The sequence below is a fragment of the Pseudomonas ficuserectae genome (genome assembly GCF_024584585.1).
In the GTDB taxonomy this organism is placed as follows: domain Bacteria; phylum Pseudomonadota; class Gammaproteobacteria; order Pseudomonadales; family Pseudomonadaceae; genus Aquipseudomonas; species Aquipseudomonas amygdali.
In genome coordinates, this window is record NZ_CP085684.1 from 2,681,682 (window position 1) to 2,699,968 (window position 18,287).

An 18,287-nucleotide genomic window follows, 5' to 3' on the forward strand; every position below is an offset into this window, starting at 1 on the left:
GATCGACCATGAGAGCAGCGATTGCAGACGTTACGAGGGCAACGGCGGCCTTGTACTTGCAGGGCATCAGTAAGCGCTTTGGCGCCACTAAGGCACTGGATGGTGTCAACCTGCGGGTCGAGGCCGGAACGATTCATGGGCTGGTTGGCGAAAACGGCGCAGGCAAGTCAACCCTGATCAAGGTCCTCGCCGGTATTCATCGCGCCGATGCGGGCAGCTTGAGTATTCATGGCCAGCAGTTCGACAGCTTTACTCCGCGCCAGATTGAAGCCGCGGGCGTGCATTTCATTCATCAGGAGCGCTTGCTGCCGGGCAGCTTCAGCGTCGGCGAGGCGTTGTTTTTTGGGCAGGAAATCAAACGCGGTCTGTTCGTCGATCGACGCGCTCAGGAGCGCGAAGCGGCCCGGTTGCTGGATGATTATTTTGCCATGCGCCTGCCGAGCGGGGCGCTGGTACGCGATCTGGACAGCGCGCAGCGACAGATATTGCAGATCACTCGCGCACTGCTGGCCAAACCGCAGGTGCTGGTGTTCGACGAGCCGAGTGTGTCACTGGTCAAACAGGAGGTGGACCGGTTGTTGGCGATTGTCCGGCGCTTGCGCGATGACGGTCTGACCATTGTGTACATCTCCCACTACCTGCAGGAAATCGAATCGTTGTGTGATCAGGTCACCGTGCTGCGCAATGGACGCGATGTGGCGGTGGTTGATCCCGCGCTTGTCAGCACCGCGCAGATCGCCCGGCTGATGGTCAATCGTGACGTGGGTGAGCAATATTTCCGGGCGCAGACGCAGCCCGGCCCGCCAGTGCTTCAATTGAACGGGCTGGGAGCAGGGCGCTTTTACAACGGCGTTGACCTGAGCGTGCGAAGTGGCGAGGTGGTGGGCCTGACCGGGCTGGTCGGCTCGGGTGCCAAGGAACTGCTCAAGAGCCTGTTCGGGCTGCTCAAGCCGGATCGCGGCGGCTTGCTGTTGAACGGTCAGCCGTTGCAACTGAAATCCCCTCGTGATGCGGTGCGCAACGGTATCGCGCTGGTCCCCGAAGAGCGCCGCACGCATGGCGTAGCGCCAGCGCTTTCGGTGCTGGAGAACATTACCCTGGCCAGCCTCGGGCGCTTCAGCCGCTGGGGATTGCTCGACGGTGCTGCGCAGTCAAGGGAAAGTCAGCGCCTGATCGGTGAACTGGCGATCAAGACCTCAGACCATGATGCGGCGGTTCAATTGCTCAGTGGTGGCAACCAGCAAAAGGTCGCCTTGGCCAAATGGCTGAGTCGACACTCGACGTTGTACCTGCTGGATGAGCCCAGTGTGGGTGTCGACATTGGTGCCAAGGTGGAAATCTACCGGCTGATTGCCCGGCTGGCTGAAGGCGGTGCAGCAGTGCTGGTGCTGTCGTCGGACCTGCCGGAACTGATCGGCATCACCCAGCGCATTGTGGTGCTGCACAGGGGGCGTATTGCGGGCGAATTCGATTCGTCGAGCACCGACAGTGACCAGTTGCTGGCCTGCGCCACCGGTGCCAGCGAAAGCCGTCATGACGGTAAAAATACTCTCCAGGAGACCCGCCATGTCCACGCTTGAAACATCAGTCATTCAGGTCGGCGATCCCTCGCAACGCTGGCTGGTACGGCTGGCACAGCGCGGTTCGTTACTGGTATTTCTGGCGATACTGCTGGGCTTTGCGGTCAGCGCGCCCAACTTTCTCAGCATCGGCAACATCAGCAACGTGTTCGCCCAGTCAGCCGTGCTGGGCATATTGGCGCTGGGCCTGACATGTGTGGTTATCGGTGGCGGCTCCAATGTTGTCAGCGGAGGGCTGGACCTGTCGCTGGCGGCCAATCTCGGTCTGTGCGCAGCCGTTTACAGCAGTCTGAACAACGCCGGTTTCGAAGCCTGGCAAGCGATTGGTTTGACGCTCGCCTGTGGTCTGCTGGTTGGGGCGCTCAATGGTCTGGCAGTGGTGTTATTACGCTTGCCGCCCTTGCTGGCGACGCTTGCGAGCATGAATTTGATTGCAGGTCTGGAGCTGGTGCTGACCCAGAACACCGTACTGGCTACCGATTCCGCGCTGCTGGACAGTCTGGCTTCCGGCGTCTGGCTGGGCATTCCGGCGCTGGCGTGGGTGTTGCTGAGTGTTGCAGCGCTGTTGTGGCTGCTGATTCAGCACAGCGCGTTTGGCCTGCGCCTGTATGCCATCGGTGAATACCCGCAAGCGGCAACTGCTGCCGGCCTGAATCTGCAGGGCCATGTGTTCGCCAGCTACCTGATTGCCGGTGGCTGCGCCGCCATTGCGGCGTTCTGCTCTGCTGCATTTTTCAGTGGCAGCACCACCGGCTCCGGCGACATGCTGCTGTCAGTGGTGGCGATTGCCTTTCTCGGTGTGGTGTTCTCGCGGCGCCTGACCGCCAACATTCCTGGCACCTTGCTGGCGACGTTGCTGCTGGGTTTTCTGATCAATGGCTTTCAATTACTGAACATTTCCAATTTCTGGGTCAATGGCGTCCAAGGCGTGCTGATCCTGCTGGTGGTGGCATTTTCCGGGGCGCTGGGCCGCCGGGAGGGTGAACAATGAATACGCTGACCCTGAACACTTCTTCAACACTGGTGAAATTCCTGCCGCGCCTTTTGCCTGCGGTCCTGCCGCTGTTGGTGCTGATCATCCTGCTGTTTTTCGCCATCAATGCACCGGGATTTCTGAGCTGGGGCAACCTGTCGAGCCTGGTGCTGAATAATTTTGTGTTGCTGGCCATTGTGGCCGTCGGTATGACCTGGGCAGTTGCTGCCGGCGGCATCGATCTGTCGGTGGGAACAGCGCTGGACTTTGCCAGCCTCGGCTTTGTCGTCACGCTCAATGGCGGCCACGGTCTGGGTGCGGCCATCGCGGTGGCCTTGTTGGCAGGCGGCGCGGCGGGCGCGTTTAATGCGACGCTGATCGCCGGGCTGCGTATTTCGCCGTTTCTGGCGACGCTGGATACGTTGTTTATCGGCACCAGCGTGCAGCAGCTGTTATCCGACGGTGGTCAACCTATCTACATCGCTCAGGGCGCGTTGCCGGGCATTAGCGGTGTACTGATTCTGGGCGTGCCATTGCCTCTGGTGGTGGTCGGGGTGCTGGCAGGGTTTTACGGGCTGGTGCTGGCGCGTGGCCGTTTGGGGCGGGAAATGCTTGCGCTGGGGACTCAGCCGCAGCTGGCGTATTACTCGGGGCTTTCTACCCGGCGCATCGCCGTACAGGTGTTTGTCGCCAGCGCTCTGGCCTGCGCGGTCGCCGGTATAATGCTCAGCTCCACGGTCAACGCCTATGTGCCGATGTCGGGCAATGCCTACCTGATCAACGCCATTGGCGCGGTGTTCATCGGCACGACGCTGAGTCGCCATGGGCGTGCCAACATTGTCGGGACGTTATTGGGCGTGCTGTTCATCAACGTCATCGCCAATGGTTTGTTGTTGATCGGCTGGAACTTCTATTGGCAGCAGGTAGCGACCGGGGTGCTGATCTTTCTGGTGCTGGCGTTCAGCTTTGCCAGTCGCCACCTGTTGCGTAACGCGGCGTAACCTTACACTTCAGGCTTTGCCGGTACCGCTGCCGATCTGCCAGACAAAAGGCGGCTCGGTACCATTGATGCGCCAGTCACCGACAATGCGCGCCTTGTAGATCAGCGGATTGTGCGATGCCGCCGTGCGCGCATTACGCCAGTGGCGATCCAGCGCCTTGTTGACGCTGACGCCTGAAGCGCCCAGCGCATTGAACAGCTCGGTGGCAGCGCGCAGCACCAGTTCCGACACAATGACCTGCGCCTTGGCAGTCTCGATTTCCGCGGCAATGTTGGCGTCTTTTTCCTGCTGTGGATTATTGCCGAAGCGTGCGACATAAGCGCGTTGCAAAGGCTCGGCAGAACGCAGGGTGGCCGCTTCGGCGGCGTAGACCTGAGCGGAGATCTGCCCGACCACTTGCTGCACCTGTGAGTCCTGGCTGACGCTGCTCGCATTGCCGTGGCTGAAGATGCGCTTGCGGTCGCGCACTTCATGCGCGATGTCGCGTTCGACGGCTCGGCCAATACCTGCCAGCACCGCCAGCAGCACCAGCTGATAGAACGCCGTCTGGTATTTGAAACGCTGCTCGAACGGGATGACATGTGTGGCGGGCAGCGGCACATTGTCGTACACCGAGGTGCCACTGCCGGTGGTGCGCTGGCCAAACCCGTCCCAGTCGTCACTGTGACGCACGCCTGCGTGCCTGGCATCCACCACCGCAATCACATCGGCCCCAGTGTCGGCGCGCTGGGCGTAGACGTCGATCCAGTCGGCGAAAATGCTGCCGGTGCTGTAAAACTTGGTGCCGTTAAGCACGAAGCCATCGCCTTGAGGGCTGACTTTGGTTATCACATCGCCGATTTTCACTGCCCCTACCTCGGTCCAGCCGTTGCCGACCAGATCCCCAGCCACGAAGCGTGCAAACCATGTGTCACGGTCGGCGCCCGGTGGTGCATTCAAGCGGTCTTCGACAAAGGCGAAATGCGCTCGCAAGGCTTGCGGAATGTTCGAGTCGGCTTCGGCCAGTTCTATCAGCAGTTGAAACAGCTGGCTCACCGAAGCACCCGCACCGCCGTATTCGACGGGTACCCGCACAGCGCCGAAACCGGCTTTCTTCAACCAGGCAATCGGTTCATAGGGCAGGGCGCGGGCTTTCTCGCGTTCGACGTTGCCAGCGCCGATCTCGCGGAAAATCGGCCGGAACCGGTTGGCCAGAGTTTCGTAATCGGTGCCCAGCGAGAGAGGGTTTGAGTCGGTTGATTGAGTCATGCGGTACTCCTGAACGCGAAGAGATCGGCACATGGGCCGGGTGGGTTCGTGCATATCTCTGCATGCTTTATGCCTGAATATAACTATATGATTTTTATAGATTTTATTTTAATTGGCGGATTCATCTGTTGTCCGGGCAACAGCCGCGCAACAGCTTGTCTGCAAACCGCACAGTGACAAAACTCATTCAGGCGTTGCAACCTATTGATATTAATAAGGTTGTTAGACTGGCACGCTCGCTGCTATGGCTTCATCGATTCTTTATCGACGGAAGCGCAACATGTGCGACTCATTGCCCCAGGCGCTGCTACAGCAGGCTCAAAGCCGCCCTGAACAGACGGCCTTGCGTTACAAGCAATTCGGTATCTGGCAGAAACGTAGCTGGGGCGAGCTGGCCAGTGACGTCAGAAGCTTGGCCGCTGCCTTGAAGGGCGTCGGGTTCGGCCCGGCCGACAGGCTGTTCATTATCAGCGAGGCGCGAGCCGAAGCGTTGTTGTTGACGCTGGCGGCGCACTGGCTTGGGGGCAGCGTCAGCCTGCTCGACCCGGCGCTGGATAACCGCGCATGGCTGGCAGGCCAGTCCCCGGAGTTTGCAGTGGTCGACGGGCTGGAAGCGCTTCTCCAGGTGCGCGTCGCCTCACCGGGCATCGTCGTGTTGCTGGACAAGCGCGGCCTGACTGAGGCTGATGACAGCGGGGTGATCGACTATGCCCGACTGCTGGACGGACCGGCTGGCAACGTTGCCGATCCGCGCCAGAGCCGGGCTGCGGCCTTTGTCTTTCCCGCTGTCGACTGGCAGCCGGACCTGCAGTTGAGTCATGCAGTTCTGCTTTCGGACGCAAGGCAATTGGCGCAAAGGCATGCGCTTTCCAGCCAGGATCAGGCATTGGCCGCCAGAGTGTTTGCCGCCAGCGGGCAGGCGCGCTATCTGTTGGCACCCTGGCTGGTTGCCGGGTTTTGCCTGAATTTTCCCGAGGCCCTTGGCACTCGCGACAACGACCGTCGCGAACTGGGGCCCACCCTGGTGCTGGGCACTCGCGAGTCCTACGCACGTCTGGAACTCTGGGTCAGGGAGCGCTTGCCGCTACTAGGCAGCATCAGCCACCGGCTTTATCAATGGGCGATGGCTCCTGCTCCGGGTGCCGTGCGGCGCTGGCTGGGTTATTGGTTGATTCGCCGCCCGCTGCTGGACGTGTTGGGCATGAGTCGGCTGGCTAAACCATTGCTGGCAGGCGATGCGCTGACGCCACAGAGCGAAGCATTTTTTACGGCGCTGGGTATCAGGCCAATCAGGTTGGGGGCAGCGAGCCAGGCCAATCAGCCGCAAGAACCGGCAGATGATATGCCGCATACGCCAGCACTACTGGGTGTGCCGTCTTGAATGCGCTGGCGCCTGTGGCGCTGTTGGAACTTGAAGATATTTCCTTATCTTTCAAAGGGGTTAAAGCTGTTGCCTCAATCAGTTTCTCGGTGGCTACAGGCGAGATCTGCGCATTGATAGGCCCCAATGGTGCGGGCAAGAGTTCGCTGCTCAACGTCATCAATGGCGTGTATCAGGCGCAAAGCGGCTCCATCACTTATGCCGGCCAGACGCGCCGCCGGATGCGTCCGCACCAGGCGGCCGAGGGCGGTATCGCCCGTACTTTTCAGAATATCGCCTTGTTCAAGGGCATGAGTGTGCTGGACAACGTGTTGACCGGGCGCAATCTCAAACGGCGCAGTACCTGGCTTGAGCAGATGCTGCGCATCGGTCGGGCACCTGCCGAAGACGACGAACAACGCCGGCATGCCGAGCGGGTGATTGAGTTTCTGCGCATCCACCCGTGGCGCCACGCATTGGTGGGCAAACTTTCCTATGGCCTGCAAAAACGTGTCGAACTGGCCCGCGCCCTGGCGGCGGAACCGCGTCTGCTGTTGCTGGACGAGCCGATGGCCGGAATGAATGCCGAAGAGAAGCACGAGATGAGTCAGTTCATCCGCGATATCAATCGTGAGCTGGGCGTCACTGTGGTGCTGATCGAGCACGACATCGGTGTGGTGATGGGCCTCAGCGACCATGTGGTGGTGCTGGATTACGGTCGCAAGATCGGGGATGGCACACCCGCGCAGGTTCGCGCCAACCCTCAGGTAATCGCTGCGTATCTCGGCACGCGTCGTTCGTTTTCGGTCGGGAAACCATAAACCATGGAATTCTTCTTTGAAGTGCTGATCGGCGGGCTGTTGGCAGGTGTCATGTACTCGCTGGTGGCGATTGGGTTTGTGCTGATCTACAAGGCGTCGGGGGTGTTCAACTTCGCTCAGGGCGCGATGGTGCTGTTCGCGGCGCTGACGTTTGTCAGCCTGCTGGAGCGGGGTGTGCCATTTTTCTGGGCGTTTCTGGCAACGCTGGCCAGCATGGTGGTGCTGGCGCTGTTGATCGAAAGAATGGTTCTGCGCCCACTGGTCAATCGTCCACCGATCATTCTGTTCATGGCCACCCTTGGCCTGTCGTACATGATCGAAGGCCTGGCCCAGGCGCTGTGGGGGGCGCAGGTTCACGGCCTTGAGCTGGGCATCCCTGACGAGCCACTGGAAATTCGCGGCATGTTGCTCTCGCAGTTCGACCTGTTCGCGGCGGGCACGGCTGCGGCGCTGGTGATTGCCCTGTCGTTGCTGTTCAACCGTACTCGTATCGGTCTGTCGTTGCGTGCAGTGGCGGACGACCCATTGGCCTCGCTGGCCGTGGGTATCCGTTTGCCACGCATCTGGGCGGTGGTCTGGGCCGTGGCCGGGTTTGTCGGACTGGTGGCCGGGCTGCTCTGGGGGGCGCGGCTGGGGGTGCAGTTTTCCCTGTCACTGGTGGTGCTTAAGGCGCTGCCGGTGTTGATCATTGGCGGTTTTTCCTCGATTGGCGGAGCGATTGTCGGCGGTCTGATAATCGGCGCAGCCGAGAAGCTGGCCGAGATTTACCTGGGGCCGATCATCGGCAGCGGTATCGAAAACTGGGTGCCGTATGTGCTGGCGCTGTTGTTTCTGCTGGTTCGTCCTGCCGGCCTGTTCGGCGAGCGGGCGATAGAGCGCGTCTGACTTTCATCAAGGATCAATGCCATGCTTTATCGAGAAACCGGACAACTGGCGAGTAGCTACGCGGATGAACGCCGGGTGTTTCGTCTGCGCCAGGACCGCATCGGGCTGTGGAGTCTGTTGGTATTCGCTTTTATCGCAGTGCCGTTGCTGGGTAACGATTACTGGTTCAGCGCGATCCTGATTCCGTTTCTGGTGCTGTCGCTGGCGGGGCTGGGGCTTAACCTGTTAACCGGATACGCCGGGCAGTTATCGCTGGGCTCGGCTGCGTTCATGGCGGTGGGTGCTTTCGCTGCCTATAACCTGCAACTGCGGGTGCCGGGCATGCCATTGCTGCTCGGTTTTGCGCTGGGCGGGCTGGTGTCTGCGCTGGTGGCGTTGCTGTTCGGGCTGCCGAGCCTGCGGATCAAGGGCTTCTACCTGCTGGTCTCGACACTCGCCGCACAGTTTGTGGTCGAGTGGGTGTTGACCCGCTTCAGCTGGTTCACCAACGACAATGCCTCGGGCGTGATCACCTCGCCGCCACTGATCATCGCCGGGGTGAATTTCAGCTCGCCGCAAGGCCGCTACCTGTTGACGCTTGGGCTGGTAGTGCTGCTTTTCTGGCTGGCGAGAAATCTGCTTCGCGGCGAGCTGGGCCGCAACTGGATGGCCGTGCGCGATATGGACACCGCCGCTGCGGTAATCGGCATCCGCCTGTTCAAGGCCAAACTTCTGGCATTCGCCATCAGCGGTTTCTATCTGGGCGTCGCTGGCTCGCTGTGGGCGTTCGCTTATCTGGGCACGGTCGAGCCGCATGGTTTTGACCTGAACCGGTCATTCCAGATTCTGTTCATCATCATTATCGGCGGGTTGGGCAGCGTGCAAGGCAACTTCCTTGGCGCAGCTTTCATCGTGCTGTTCCCGATTCTGCTCGGCAACCTCAGCGCCTTGTTGCCGGTCGGCCTGATCGATTCCGGGCAACTGGAAAACATTCAGAAGATGCTTTTCGGTGCCTTGATCATCGCTTTTCTGATCAAGGAGCCCGAAGGGCTGGCGCGTCTCTGGCTGCGCTTTCGTCAGCGCGCACGCGTCTGGCCGCTGCGCTATTGACTGGTTACTCACCCACAAAAACCTCGTGTACCTCAAGGAATGCGCCTATGAAACACCGAAAATCCCTGTTGCGTCTGGCCCTCGGTATGGCCCTGCTGGGGTGTGGTCTGGCTACCACGGCACAGGCTGCCAACGAGCAGTATTTCCCGCTGCAGAGCTACCGGGTTGGCCCTTATGCTGCGGGCGGCACCGGGTTTTTCGGTGGTTTCATCGACTACCTGCAATACGTCAATGCCAACGGTGGGGTCAATGGCGTCAAGTTGACCTGGTCGGAGTGCGAAACCGAATACGTGGTGGAGAAGGGCGTCGAGTGCTACGAGCGTCTCAAAGGCGGGCTCAACGGTGCTCCGGCGGCGGCGACCAACCCGCTTTCCGTCGGCATCGCCTACGCCACGCTGGAGCGCTCTACTGCCGACAAACTTCCGCTGATCACCATCAACCACGGACGCACGGATTCCACAGACGGCAGTGTCTTTCCCTATGTGTTTCCGCTGCAGTTGAACCCGTACTCCGAAGTGTCGGCCATCGTCAATTACATCGGTCAGCGTGAAGGCGGCCTGGCGTCGCTCAAGGGCAAGAAAATCGCTGTGCTGTATCACGGCTCGCCGTATGGCAAGGAAACCAATGGTGTACTGGAAACCCTGGCAAAAAATTACGGCTTCGAGCTGACCACCCTTGAAGTGCCGCACCCCGGTAACGAACAGCAATCGCAATGGCTGAACATTCGTCGCCTCAAGCCCGACTGGGTGATCCTGCGTGGTTGGGGGGTGATGAATCCGGTGGCGCTGAAGTCGGCGCAGAAGGTTGGCTTTCCGGTGGATCACATCATTGGCAACATCTGGAGCAATTCCGAGGAAGACGTGATTCCCGCAGGGGCAGCCGCCAAGGGCTTCATTTCTATCACCACGCACCCCTCCGGGACCGACTTCCCGGTGCTGCAAGGCATCAAGACGGCGGTGCTCGACAAGGGCCAAGGCAACCTGGCCGACCCCAAACGTTTTGGCACCGTGTATTACAACCTGGGTGTGGTGAACGGCATCCTCAATGTCGAAGCGCTGCGCATTGCACAGGCCCGATTCGGCAATAAGCCACTGACTGGCGAGCAGGTGCGCTGGGGGTTTGAGCATTTGAACCTTGACGACGCACGCTTGCAGGCGCTGGGTGCCAAAGGGCTGGTACAGCCATTGAAGCTGTCGTGCGCTGACCACGAAGGCGGTGGTGCGGTGCGCTTTCAGCAATGGGACGGCCAGCGCTGGAACCTGATCAGCGACTGGATACAGGCTGATCGTGCCTTGTTGCGGCCCATCATCGAGGCATCGGCTGCGCAGTACGCCAAGGAAAAAGGCATTACCCCGCGCGATTGCAGCAAGGAGCAGTAAACCCGATGAGCCTGATCCCGCATGCTGCGCCCGCTGCCGAAACCATTCTGTCGGTGGAGCAGGTCGAGGTGTTCTACGAGCAATCCATCCTCGCGTTGCGCGGGATCAGTCTGCAGGTTCGGCAGGGCCAGATCGTGGCCTTGCTGGGGGCCAATGGCGCGGGCAAAAGCACTACGCTCAAGGCCATTTCCAGACTGGTGAGTGCCGAGCGGGGCGAGGTGGTCAGTGGCCGGATTCACTACCAGGGCCTGCCAATCACCCATTCCGATCCTTCGGCACTGGTCAAAAACGGTCTGGCGCAGGTGCTGGAAGGTCGACACTGCTTCACCCACTTGAGTGTCGAGCAGAACCTGCTGATCGGCGCTTTTGTGTCGCGACCATCACGGGCCGAAATCAAGGCCAGGCTGGAGAGGGTCTACAGCTACTTCCCCAGGCTGCGCCTGCTGCGTAAACGGCTGACCGGCTATACGTCGGGCGGTGAACAGCAGATGGTCGCCATCGGCCGGGCATTGATGTCCCAGCCTCGTTTACTGCTGCTCGACGAGCCTTCCATGGGACTGGCTCCGCAGGTAGTCGAGGAAATTTTTGACACGCTGGCGCGGCTCAATCGCGAGGCGGGGCTGAGCCTGCTGGTGGCCGAGCAGAATATCAATCTGACCCTGGAATACGCGCACTTCGGTTATGTGCTGGAGAACGGCCGGGTGGTGGGCTCAGGGACTGCGCAGGAACTGGCCGGGAGTGACGATATCCAGAACTTCTATCTGGGCACAGCGACTCAAGTGTGAATCCCCGCTGTTCGCCCAGCAACAGTGTTCGGACATTTTGTTCTGCGGGGCACCGCCGAGAATCTTAAATTTAATGCAAGCGACTGTTTTAAAAGAAAAATAATTTACGGCACGGGCTATGCACTGTTCAAGGTCAAGCGTGTTGAGTGTTTTCAACCTGTCGCCAACGAGCAGGAGCCAGCCCATGAGTAACCCACTCTCAATTCCACCTGCAGCACCGCCCAGAGCACATGTCATCGCTTCCGATGCCGAAGCCATCGAAGTCGCCACGGCACTGGCCAGCCGGTTCGCCGAGGAAGCGTCGCTGCGTGATCGCGAACGCCGTCTGCCGGTCGCTGAGCTGGATGAGTTTTCCGCCAGCGGACTGTGGGCCATTACCGTGCCCAAAGCCTATGGCGGTGCAGGCGTTTCCTACGTCACCGTTGCGCAAGTGATCAAGATCATTTCTGCCGCCGACTCTTCGCTCGGGCAGATCCCGCAGAACCATCTGGGCGTGCTCGATATCCTGCTGCAGACCGGTACCGAGGAGCAGAAGCGCCACTATTTCGGCAAGGCACTGGCCGGTTACCGCTTCGGCAATGCGTTCTCCGAGTCGAAAAGCAAGAACGCCGGAGCCTTCCAGACCCGTATCCGCTTCGATGGCGAGCACGCGGTGCTGGACGGTGAAAAGTTTTACTGCACCGGCGCGCTGTTCGCGCACATCGTGCCAGTGGCGGGGGTCAACGAGAAGAATCAGGCCTTTATCGCGTTCGTCGAGCGCGACAATCCGGGCCTGACGATCATCGACAACTGGGACGGTTTCGGCCAGCGCACCACCGCCAGCGGCGGGGCAGTCCTGAATGCTGTCCGCGTGCCGTCGAGCGCGGTGATCCCTGCGCACCGGGCCTTCGATGAGCCGACTGCCGACGGGCCTATTTCGCAGATTATCCAGGCGGCGGTGGACACTGGCATCGCTCACGGCGCCTTCGAGGAAACCCTCAAGCACGCACGACTGGCGCGGCCATGGATCGACAGCAAGCAGGATTTCGGCTGGCAGGACCCGTTCAGCATCGCCACCATCGGCGACTTGCAGTGGCGGCTGCATGGCACCGACGCGATTCTCGCCAAGGCCGGCCAAGCCATTGACCATGCGTTGGCCGAACCCAGTGAGGCCAGCGTCGCGCAAGCATCGGTGATCGTCGCGCAGGCCAAGGTGCTGTCGGCACAGATTGCCTTGCTCGCCAGCAGCCAGCTGTTCGAACTGGCTGGCACCCGTTCGGTGCTGGGCAAACTCAATCTGGACCGTTACTGGCGCAATGCGCGCACCCACACCCTGCATGACCCGGCACGCTGGAAATATCACCTGATCGGTAATCAGGTGCTCAACGGCATTGCACCGCCACGCCATGCCTGGAACTGATCAAGGAGTACGCCCATGACGCATCCCGCTATTACCGCACAACTGAAGGTCGCCGCCGAAGACCTTGGTCAGGCGCGCGAAGGCTTGCAAGACACCCTCGATTACCTGCGTGAGCACGCTCAGCCATGGCCGCTCAGTGACCTGCAGCGCATTGTCGATGACCCCTATGTGATCAGCAAAGTCGGAGATCTGCAGATTCGTCTGGAGGTTGCCGCTGCGCTGCTGGAGCGTGCCCAAAGGCTGGATGGCTCTTCCGAGCAGCGCCTTGTCGCCAGCAGCGAGGCGGTCATCGCCAGTGCCGATGCATTGCAGGCGGTGGGCAATATTCAGTACGAACTGACCGGCAAACGTTCGTCATTGCCTGCCCCGACCGGTCGTGAACCGCTGCGCTGGCACTATCAGGTTATCGGCAATCAACGCCTCAATGGCGTGGTTCCGCCGCAGCTTCAGGAGTAAGTGTATGTCTCGTCAGATTCGCCTCAATGCGTTCGACATGAACTGCGTCGGTCATCAATCGCCTGGCCTCTGGGCTCATCCTCGTGATCGCTCCTGGCAGTACAAGGACCTGGAATACTGGACCGATCTGGCCAGAATTCTTGAGCGCGGCAAGTTCGATGGGTTGTTCATTGCCGACGTGCTGGGCATTTACGATGTTTATCGCGGTAACGGTGAGGCGGCCATTCGCCAGGCCACGCAGGTGCCGGTCAACGACCCGTTGCAGCTCATCCCGCCCATGGCGCTGGTGACCGAACATTTGGGCTTCGGCCTGACCGCGTCGCTGTCGTTCGAACATCCTTATCCGTTTGCCCGACGTCTGTCGACGCTCGATCACCTGACCAAGGGCCGCGCAGGCTGGAATATCGTCACGTCGTATCTGGAGAGCGGCGCGAAGAATCTAGGGCAGAAAACCCTTACCGAGCACGATGCGCGCTATGACTATGCCGAGGAGTATCTGGAGGTTTGTTACAAACTCTGGGAAGGCAGTTGGGAGGAGGGCGCGATTCTGCGTGATCGCGAGCGTCGGGTATTCAGTGACCCCGGCAAGATCCACGAGATTCGTCATGTTGGCAAACACTTCCAGGTGCCGGGTATCCACCTGTGCGAGCCGTCGCCGCAACGTACGCCGGTTCTCTATCAGGCTGGGGCTTCAAGCCGCGGCAAGCAGTTCGCCGCCGAGCACGCCGAATGCGTTTTTGTGGCCGCACCCTCCAAGGTTCTACTGAAAAAGACCGTGGCCGATATCCGTCGCCGCACCGCCGAGGCCGGTCGTGACCCCTCCAGTGTGCTGATTTTCAACTTGCAGACGGTGATCCTTGGTGAAACGGACGCCAAGGCCAAGGCCAAGTTTGAAGAATACAAAAGCTGGGTCAGTTATGAAGGCGCGATGGCGTTGATTTCCGGCTGGACCGGCATCGACTTCAGCCAGTTCAAGCCTTATGAGCCGCTTCGGCATGTGCACACCAACGCCATTCAGTCGGCAGTCGAGACCTTTTCCACTGCTGACCCGAATACGGTGTGGACGCCGCAGGCGCTGGCCGACTGGGTCGGTATCGGCGGTTTCGGCCCGCTGTTTGTCGGCAGCCCGGAAACCGTGGCCGACCTGCTCCAGGAGTGGGTTGAAGAAACCGACGTGGACGGCTTCAACCTGGCCTACGCGCTGACCCATGAAACGTTCATCGATGCGGTGGACCTGCTGGTGCCGGAACTTCAGAAACGCGGCGTCTACAAGACCGAATATGCCAAAGGCACCCTGCGCGAAAAGCTGTTCGGCGAAGGACCGCGCCTGGAAGCGGGGCACCCGGGCGCTGCCTTTCGCGACCTCGCTGCACTAAATCGCGCTCGCCAAACGGAGAGTGCCTAAACGTTTGACGACTGTCGTTGCCCAGGTGGCGCGGCGCAAATCTGTGACGCGGAGCGTCACGAACGGCATTCCCACGCTGGAGCGTGCGGAACGATAATCCCGACTATCGTGCGGCGCTCCGCGTCGCATGCAGTTCTGGACGCTCTGCGTCCGGTCTTGAGGTTGCGGCGCGGCGCAGATTTGTGACGCGGAGCGTCACGAACGGCATTCCCACGCTGGAGCGTGCGGAACGATAATCCCAACTATCGTGCGGCGCTCCGCGTCGCATGCAGTTCTGGACGCTCTGCGTCCGGTCTTGAGGTTGCGGCGCGGCGCAGATTTTTGACGCGGAGCGTCACGAACGGCACTCCCACGCTGGAGCGTGCGGAACGATCATCGTAACTATCGTGCGTCGCATGCCGTTCTGGACGCTCCGCGTCCGATGTTGGGTGCTTGGAACGGCATGGATGATGACGTGTGCTCAACGCTGTGACGGTCAAAGCTCGAGCTTGTAGCCCACGCCGTAAAGCGACTGGATCGGGTCCTGACCAGGACAGGCCTGCTCCAGTTTGCGACGCAGGTTGCGGATGTGGCTGTCCACCGTGCGGTCGGTTACTACGCGATGATCCGAGTAGAGCCGGTCCAGCAGATGGTCTCGGGAAAAGACCCGGCCCGGTGAGCGGGCGAAAGTGGCCAGCAGACGCAGCTCAACCGGGGTCAGGTCCAGGCTGACACCATTGAACGAGGCTTGATAATGCGCTTCGTCCACCTGCAAACCCTTGGGCGTGTGCGGGTCGGTTGAGGAAGTGCGACGCAGTATTGCCTTGACGCGGGCTACCATCTCACGCGGGCTGAACGGTTTGCAGATGTAGTCATCCGCACCGAGGTCCAGGCCCAGCAAACGATCGATTTCCTCGACCCGCGCGGTGATCATGACAATGGGCACGGCGCTGAAACTGCGCAGCTCCCTGCAGATATCCATGCCATCGCGACCGGGCAGCATGATATCCAGCAGGATCAGTTGCGGCGGCTGGGCTCTGACTGCTGGCACTACCTCCAGACCGTTGCTCAGGCAATGGGTCGAATAACCGGCAGCGATCAGGTAGTCGCGCATCAGCGATGCCAGTTTGGGTTCGTCTTCGACAATGAGAATCGGCGTTTCGGTGGTCATGGAGGTCATGGAGGTCATGGTCGCAGCCGTCCAGGCAGGCACAGGGTCAGCCAGAGGCCGCCTGTGGGCGAATGGTCGGCGCTGAGGCTGCCGCCGTGGGCGAGGGCAATGCTGTGACAGATCGCCAGCCCCAGACCCGCACCGCCGCTGGCGCGGTTACGCGATGTTTCACCGCGATAGAAGCGTTCGAACAGCCTGGGCAATTGTGCTGGATCGACGCCGGGGCCGGAATCCATGACTTCGATACACACTTCATCATCGCGCATGGCTGCGCGAACCTGCACCGTGCCACCGGCATCGGTGTAGCGCACCGAGTTTTCCAGCAGGTTGCTGATCAACTGTTGCAGGCGGCCTGGGTCTGCGTGTACCGACAAGGGGTGAGTCGCAAGTTCCAGCTGCAAACTCAATTGACGCGCGGCGCAACGCTCCTCGAACATCTCAGTGATGTTTGTCAGCAGCTCTGCCAGGTCACAGTCGACCTTGCGGTAGGTCAGGGCGCCCACATCCGCCAGGGACAGCTCATACAGATCATCCACCAGCTTGCTGAGCATGCCGACTTCGCCCTGCAGGGACTTCATCGATGCCTGATCCAGGGTGCGCACGCCATCCTCGATGGCTTCCAGTTCGCCACGCAGTACCGAAAGCGGGGTGCGCAGCTCATGGGAGACATCGGCCATGAATTCCCGGCGCATCTTTTCATTGCGCTCCAGGGTATAGGCCAGCTGATTGAAGTCGCGAGCCAACTGGCCTACCTCGTCATTGGAGGAAACCGCCACGCGGCTGCTGTATTCCACGGCGGCGAGCCGATGGGTTGCAGCGGCCACACGCTTGACCGGGTCGAGCAGCGTGCGGGCAATCCACCAGGCAATCAGCACGGCCAGCAGCAGCGACAGCACACCCATCGCCAGGCTGGCGCGCAGCTGGTACTGCTGAAAGCGCTCGCCACCCGCTTCACTGACGCTCTGAAAGGGTGTGACGGCCAGCCAGCCCACGATTTTGCCGGCGACTTCCACCGGGCGCATGAATTCATCGTCATGCACGCCCGGAAACCCCATTACCAGGTTCTTCTGCGCATCCAGCAGGGCGATTCGAAACACTGCACCAGTCAGATCGGAAGTGGGTGGTGTTGCCAGCCCGGGAATGGCGAAGTCCTGTGCGGGCTCCGGGCGCATCACCTCAAACCAGCGATCCTTGTTGTCACGCATGAACTCCCAACTGCCTTCGCGAGCATAGGCCACGGCCAGCCGCGGCAGGACCGGCGACATACGCTGCATGGCCTGCTCGTTGAGATAACCCAGAAAGCCACGGGCAAAACTCCAGTTCGCAGTCAGACCCATGATCAGGATCACTGACAGCACGCTGGCCAGTACCGCGACAAATAATTTGGTGGAGATGCTCGATTTCATGAAAGCTCGGGTTTTCCCTGAAGACGGCGTCCATTTAGGCCTTCGTGACCGCAAGTTTCAAGTCGGCGCAGCAATCTTCAATTTTCCTGCACATTTGCCTCGCACTCTGACATCAGGCTTTCGCCACAACGTCCTGAGGCAAACATGTCGAGCAAGATTTTCGCCAAATACCTGATAACGGTGACCTTTGTCATCTACGCAGCCCTTATCAGTCTTCTGAGCGGTTGTTCGGCGGATGATCCGCCGCCCGCTGCGCCAAAACCAAGCGTGTCGGTCATCACTGTCCAGCCGCGCAGCCAGGCGCTGACCACCGAGCTGGCGGGGCGCACTCAAGCGTTCATGGTCGCCGAGATACGGCCGCAGGTCAGTGGCATCGTTCAGCAGCGGCTGTTCGTCGAGGGGGCAGATGTCAAGGCCGGCCAGCCTTTGTATCAGCTCGACAGTGCGACCTACCAGGCCGCGCTGGCGGAGTCACAGGCCACGCTCGCCAAGTCCCGTGCCACGCTCAAATCGGCGCAGGCGACCGCCAAGCGAGATACTGGACTGGCAAAGATAGATGCCATCAGCCAGCAGGATAAAGAAGACGCCGAGGCCAGTCTGTTGACCGCTGCGGCGGAGGTAAAAGTGGCGGAGGCCGATGTGCAGACCGCGCGCATCAACCTGGCTTACACACGTATTACCGCGCCCATCAGTGGCCGTATCGAGACCTCGACCGTCACCCCCGGTGCATTGGTGGTGGCCCAGCAGGACACGGCGCTGACCACTGTTCAGCAACTGGACCCGATTTACGTCGATGTCACGCAGTCCACCACCGAGTTGCTGCGTCTCAAGCGCGACCTGGCCAGCGGAAAGCTGCAAACCAACGGCGATGGGCAAGCCCGAATCACCCTTAAGCTGGATGACGGCAGCACTTATAACCACGACGGCCGCTTGCAATTCAGTGGCGTCAGCGTCAATGAAGGCACCGGCACCGTAACGCTGCGTGCCAGCTTTGCCAACCCCCGAGCGGCTGTTGCTGCCGGGCATGTACGTGGTAGCGGTGCTGGAGCAGGCGCAGGATCAAAATGCGATCCTGATTCCGCAAAAGGCCGTCAGCCGCAGTGCCAGCGGCCAGACCACAGTGTTGCTGGTGGTTGACGGCAGGATCGAGCAGCGGGTGATCAGTGTCGACCGCACAGTGGGCAACCAGTGGTGGGTGAGCAGCGGGCTCAAGGCCAATGAGCAGGTGGTGGTCGAGGGCGGGCAGAAAACGCCGGTGGGCACCGAAGTCAGTGTCCAGAACGCCGACAGCCCGAATTCGCCATCGCCGAGCGGCACTGTCGCTGCCACTGACGTGAAGGAGCACTGAAC

15 protein-coding genes and 1 pseudogene are annotated in these 18,287 nt (G+C 60.6%); 13 read left to right on the forward strand and 3 right to left on the reverse strand.

Annotated elements, in window-relative coordinates; all coding sequences use genetic code 11:
• Nucleotides 1-8 precede the first annotated feature (8 nt).
• Genes LJU29_RS11765 through LJU29_RS11775 form a run of 3 tightly spaced genes read left to right on the forward strand, consistent with a single transcriptional unit; the run spans nucleotide 9 to nucleotide 3,554 of the window.
• Nucleotides 9-1,580: a sugar ABC transporter ATP-binding protein gene (locus LJU29_RS11765; RefSeq protein WP_060406982.1), complete on the forward strand. Its 1,572-nt coding sequence runs from the start codon at nucleotides 9-11 to the stop codon at nucleotides 1,578-1,580.
• Nucleotides 1,567-2,571 (forward strand): ABC transporter permease, encoded by a 1,005-nt coding sequence (locus tag LJU29_RS11770; protein WP_005756219.1) that lies wholly within the window; start codon nucleotides 1,567-1,569, stop codon nucleotides 2,569-2,571. The genes LJU29_RS11765 and LJU29_RS11770 overlap by 14 nt, the downstream gene beginning before the upstream one ends.
• Complete coding sequence (locus tag LJU29_RS11775; RefSeq protein ID WP_257112417.1) at nucleotides 2,568-3,554, forward strand: ABC transporter permease; 987 nt, start codon at nucleotides 2,568-2,570, stop codon at nucleotides 3,552-3,554. The genes LJU29_RS11770 and LJU29_RS11775 overlap by 4 nt, the downstream gene beginning before the upstream one ends.
• Nucleotides 3,555-3,563: 9 nt before the next feature.
• Here LJU29_RS11775 and LJU29_RS11780 read toward each other — a convergent pair whose 3' ends face one another.
• Nucleotides 3,564-4,802 carry an acyl-CoA dehydrogenase family protein gene (locus LJU29_RS11780; RefSeq protein ID WP_257112419.1) on the reverse strand — a complete coding sequence of 413 codons (1,239 nt, stop codon included), beginning with the start codon at nucleotides 4,800-4,802 and terminating at the stop codon, nucleotides 3,564-3,566.
• A gap of 280 nt (nucleotides 4,803-5,082) precedes the next feature.
• Here LJU29_RS11780 and LJU29_RS11785 point away from each other — a divergent pair, with 280 nt between their 5' ends.
• The 9 genes from LJU29_RS11785 to LJU29_RS11825 all read left to right on the forward strand — a co-directional run bounded on the left by LJU29_RS11785 (nucleotide 5,083) and on the right by LJU29_RS11825 (nucleotide 14,381).
• Nucleotides 5,083-6,183, forward strand: a complete 1,101-nt coding sequence (locus LJU29_RS11785; RefSeq protein WP_257112420.1) for an AMP-binding protein — start codon at nucleotides 5,083-5,085, stop codon at nucleotides 6,181-6,183.
• Nucleotides 6,184-6,188: 5 nt separating this feature from the next.
• Nucleotides 6,189-6,983: an ABC transporter ATP-binding protein gene (locus LJU29_RS11790; protein WP_057452989.1), complete on the forward strand. Its 795-nt coding sequence runs from the start codon at nucleotides 6,189-6,191 to the stop codon at nucleotides 6,981-6,983.
• Nucleotides 6,984-6,986: 3 nt separating this feature from the next.
• Nucleotides 6,987-7,868 carry a branched-chain amino acid ABC transporter permease gene (locus LJU29_RS11795; RefSeq protein ID WP_005733105.1) on the forward strand — a complete coding sequence of 294 codons (882 nt, stop codon included), beginning with the start codon at nucleotides 6,987-6,989 and terminating at the stop codon, nucleotides 7,866-7,868.
• A 21-nt stretch (nucleotides 7,869-7,889) separates the two neighbouring features.
• Nucleotides 7,890-8,957 (forward strand): branched-chain amino acid ABC transporter permease, encoded by a 1,068-nt coding sequence (locus LJU29_RS11800; RefSeq protein WP_004665249.1) that lies wholly within the window; start codon nucleotides 7,890-7,892, stop codon nucleotides 8,955-8,957.
• Between the two features lie 47 nt (nucleotides 8,958-9,004).
• The gene (locus tag LJU29_RS11805; RefSeq protein ID WP_002553384.1) at nucleotides 9,005-10,336 is read left to right on the forward strand and encodes an ABC transporter substrate-binding protein; all 1,332 of its coding nucleotides are present in this window, start codon (nucleotides 9,005-9,007) and stop codon (nucleotides 10,334-10,336) included.
• A gap of 5 nt (nucleotides 10,337-10,341) precedes the next feature.
• Nucleotides 10,342-11,121: an ABC transporter ATP-binding protein gene (locus tag LJU29_RS11810; protein WP_257112421.1), complete on the forward strand. Its 780-nt coding sequence runs from the start codon at nucleotides 10,342-10,344 to the stop codon at nucleotides 11,119-11,121.
• 184 nt (nucleotides 11,122-11,305) lie between these two features.
• Nucleotides 11,306-12,520 carry an SfnB family sulfur acquisition oxidoreductase gene (locus tag LJU29_RS11815; protein ID WP_004662491.1) on the forward strand — a complete coding sequence of 405 codons (1,215 nt, stop codon included), beginning with the start codon at nucleotides 11,306-11,308 and terminating at the stop codon, nucleotides 12,518-12,520.
• Nucleotides 12,521-12,535: 15 nt separating this feature from the next.
• Entirely contained in the window at nucleotides 12,536-12,976 is a 441-nt protein-coding gene (locus LJU29_RS11820) for an acyl-CoA dehydrogenase family protein (protein WP_057452982.1), read from the forward strand.
• A 4-nt stretch (nucleotides 12,977-12,980) separates the two neighbouring features.
• The gene (locus LJU29_RS11825; RefSeq protein WP_057424237.1) at nucleotides 12,981-14,381 is read left to right on the forward strand and encodes an LLM class flavin-dependent oxidoreductase; all 1,401 of its coding nucleotides are present in this window, start codon (nucleotides 12,981-12,983) and stop codon (nucleotides 14,379-14,381) included.
• A gap of 475 nt (nucleotides 14,382-14,856) precedes the next feature.
• On the opposite strand, the gene LJU29_RS11830 is transcribed toward LJU29_RS11825, so the two are convergent.
• Both LJU29_RS11830 and baeS read right to left on the reverse strand, forming a co-directional pair.
• Nucleotides 14,857-15,531, reverse strand: coding sequence for a response regulator (locus tag LJU29_RS11830; protein ID WP_041924791.1), 675 nt, complete (start codon nucleotides 15,529-15,531; stop codon nucleotides 14,857-14,859).
• A gap of 14 nt (nucleotides 15,532-15,545) precedes the next feature.
• A complete protein-coding gene (baeS, locus tag LJU29_RS11835) occupies nucleotides 15,546-16,937 on the reverse strand; it encodes a sensor histidine kinase efflux regulator BaeS (RefSeq protein ID WP_257112423.1) in 1,392 nt (463 codons plus the stop codon).
• Nucleotides 16,938-17,081: 144 nt separating this feature from the next.
• Here baeS and LJU29_RS11840 point away from each other — a divergent pair.
• Nucleotides 17,082-18,285, forward strand: a pseudogene (locus tag LJU29_RS11840) (efflux RND transporter periplasmic adaptor subunit).
• Nucleotides 18,286-18,287: the final 2 nt, after the last annotated feature.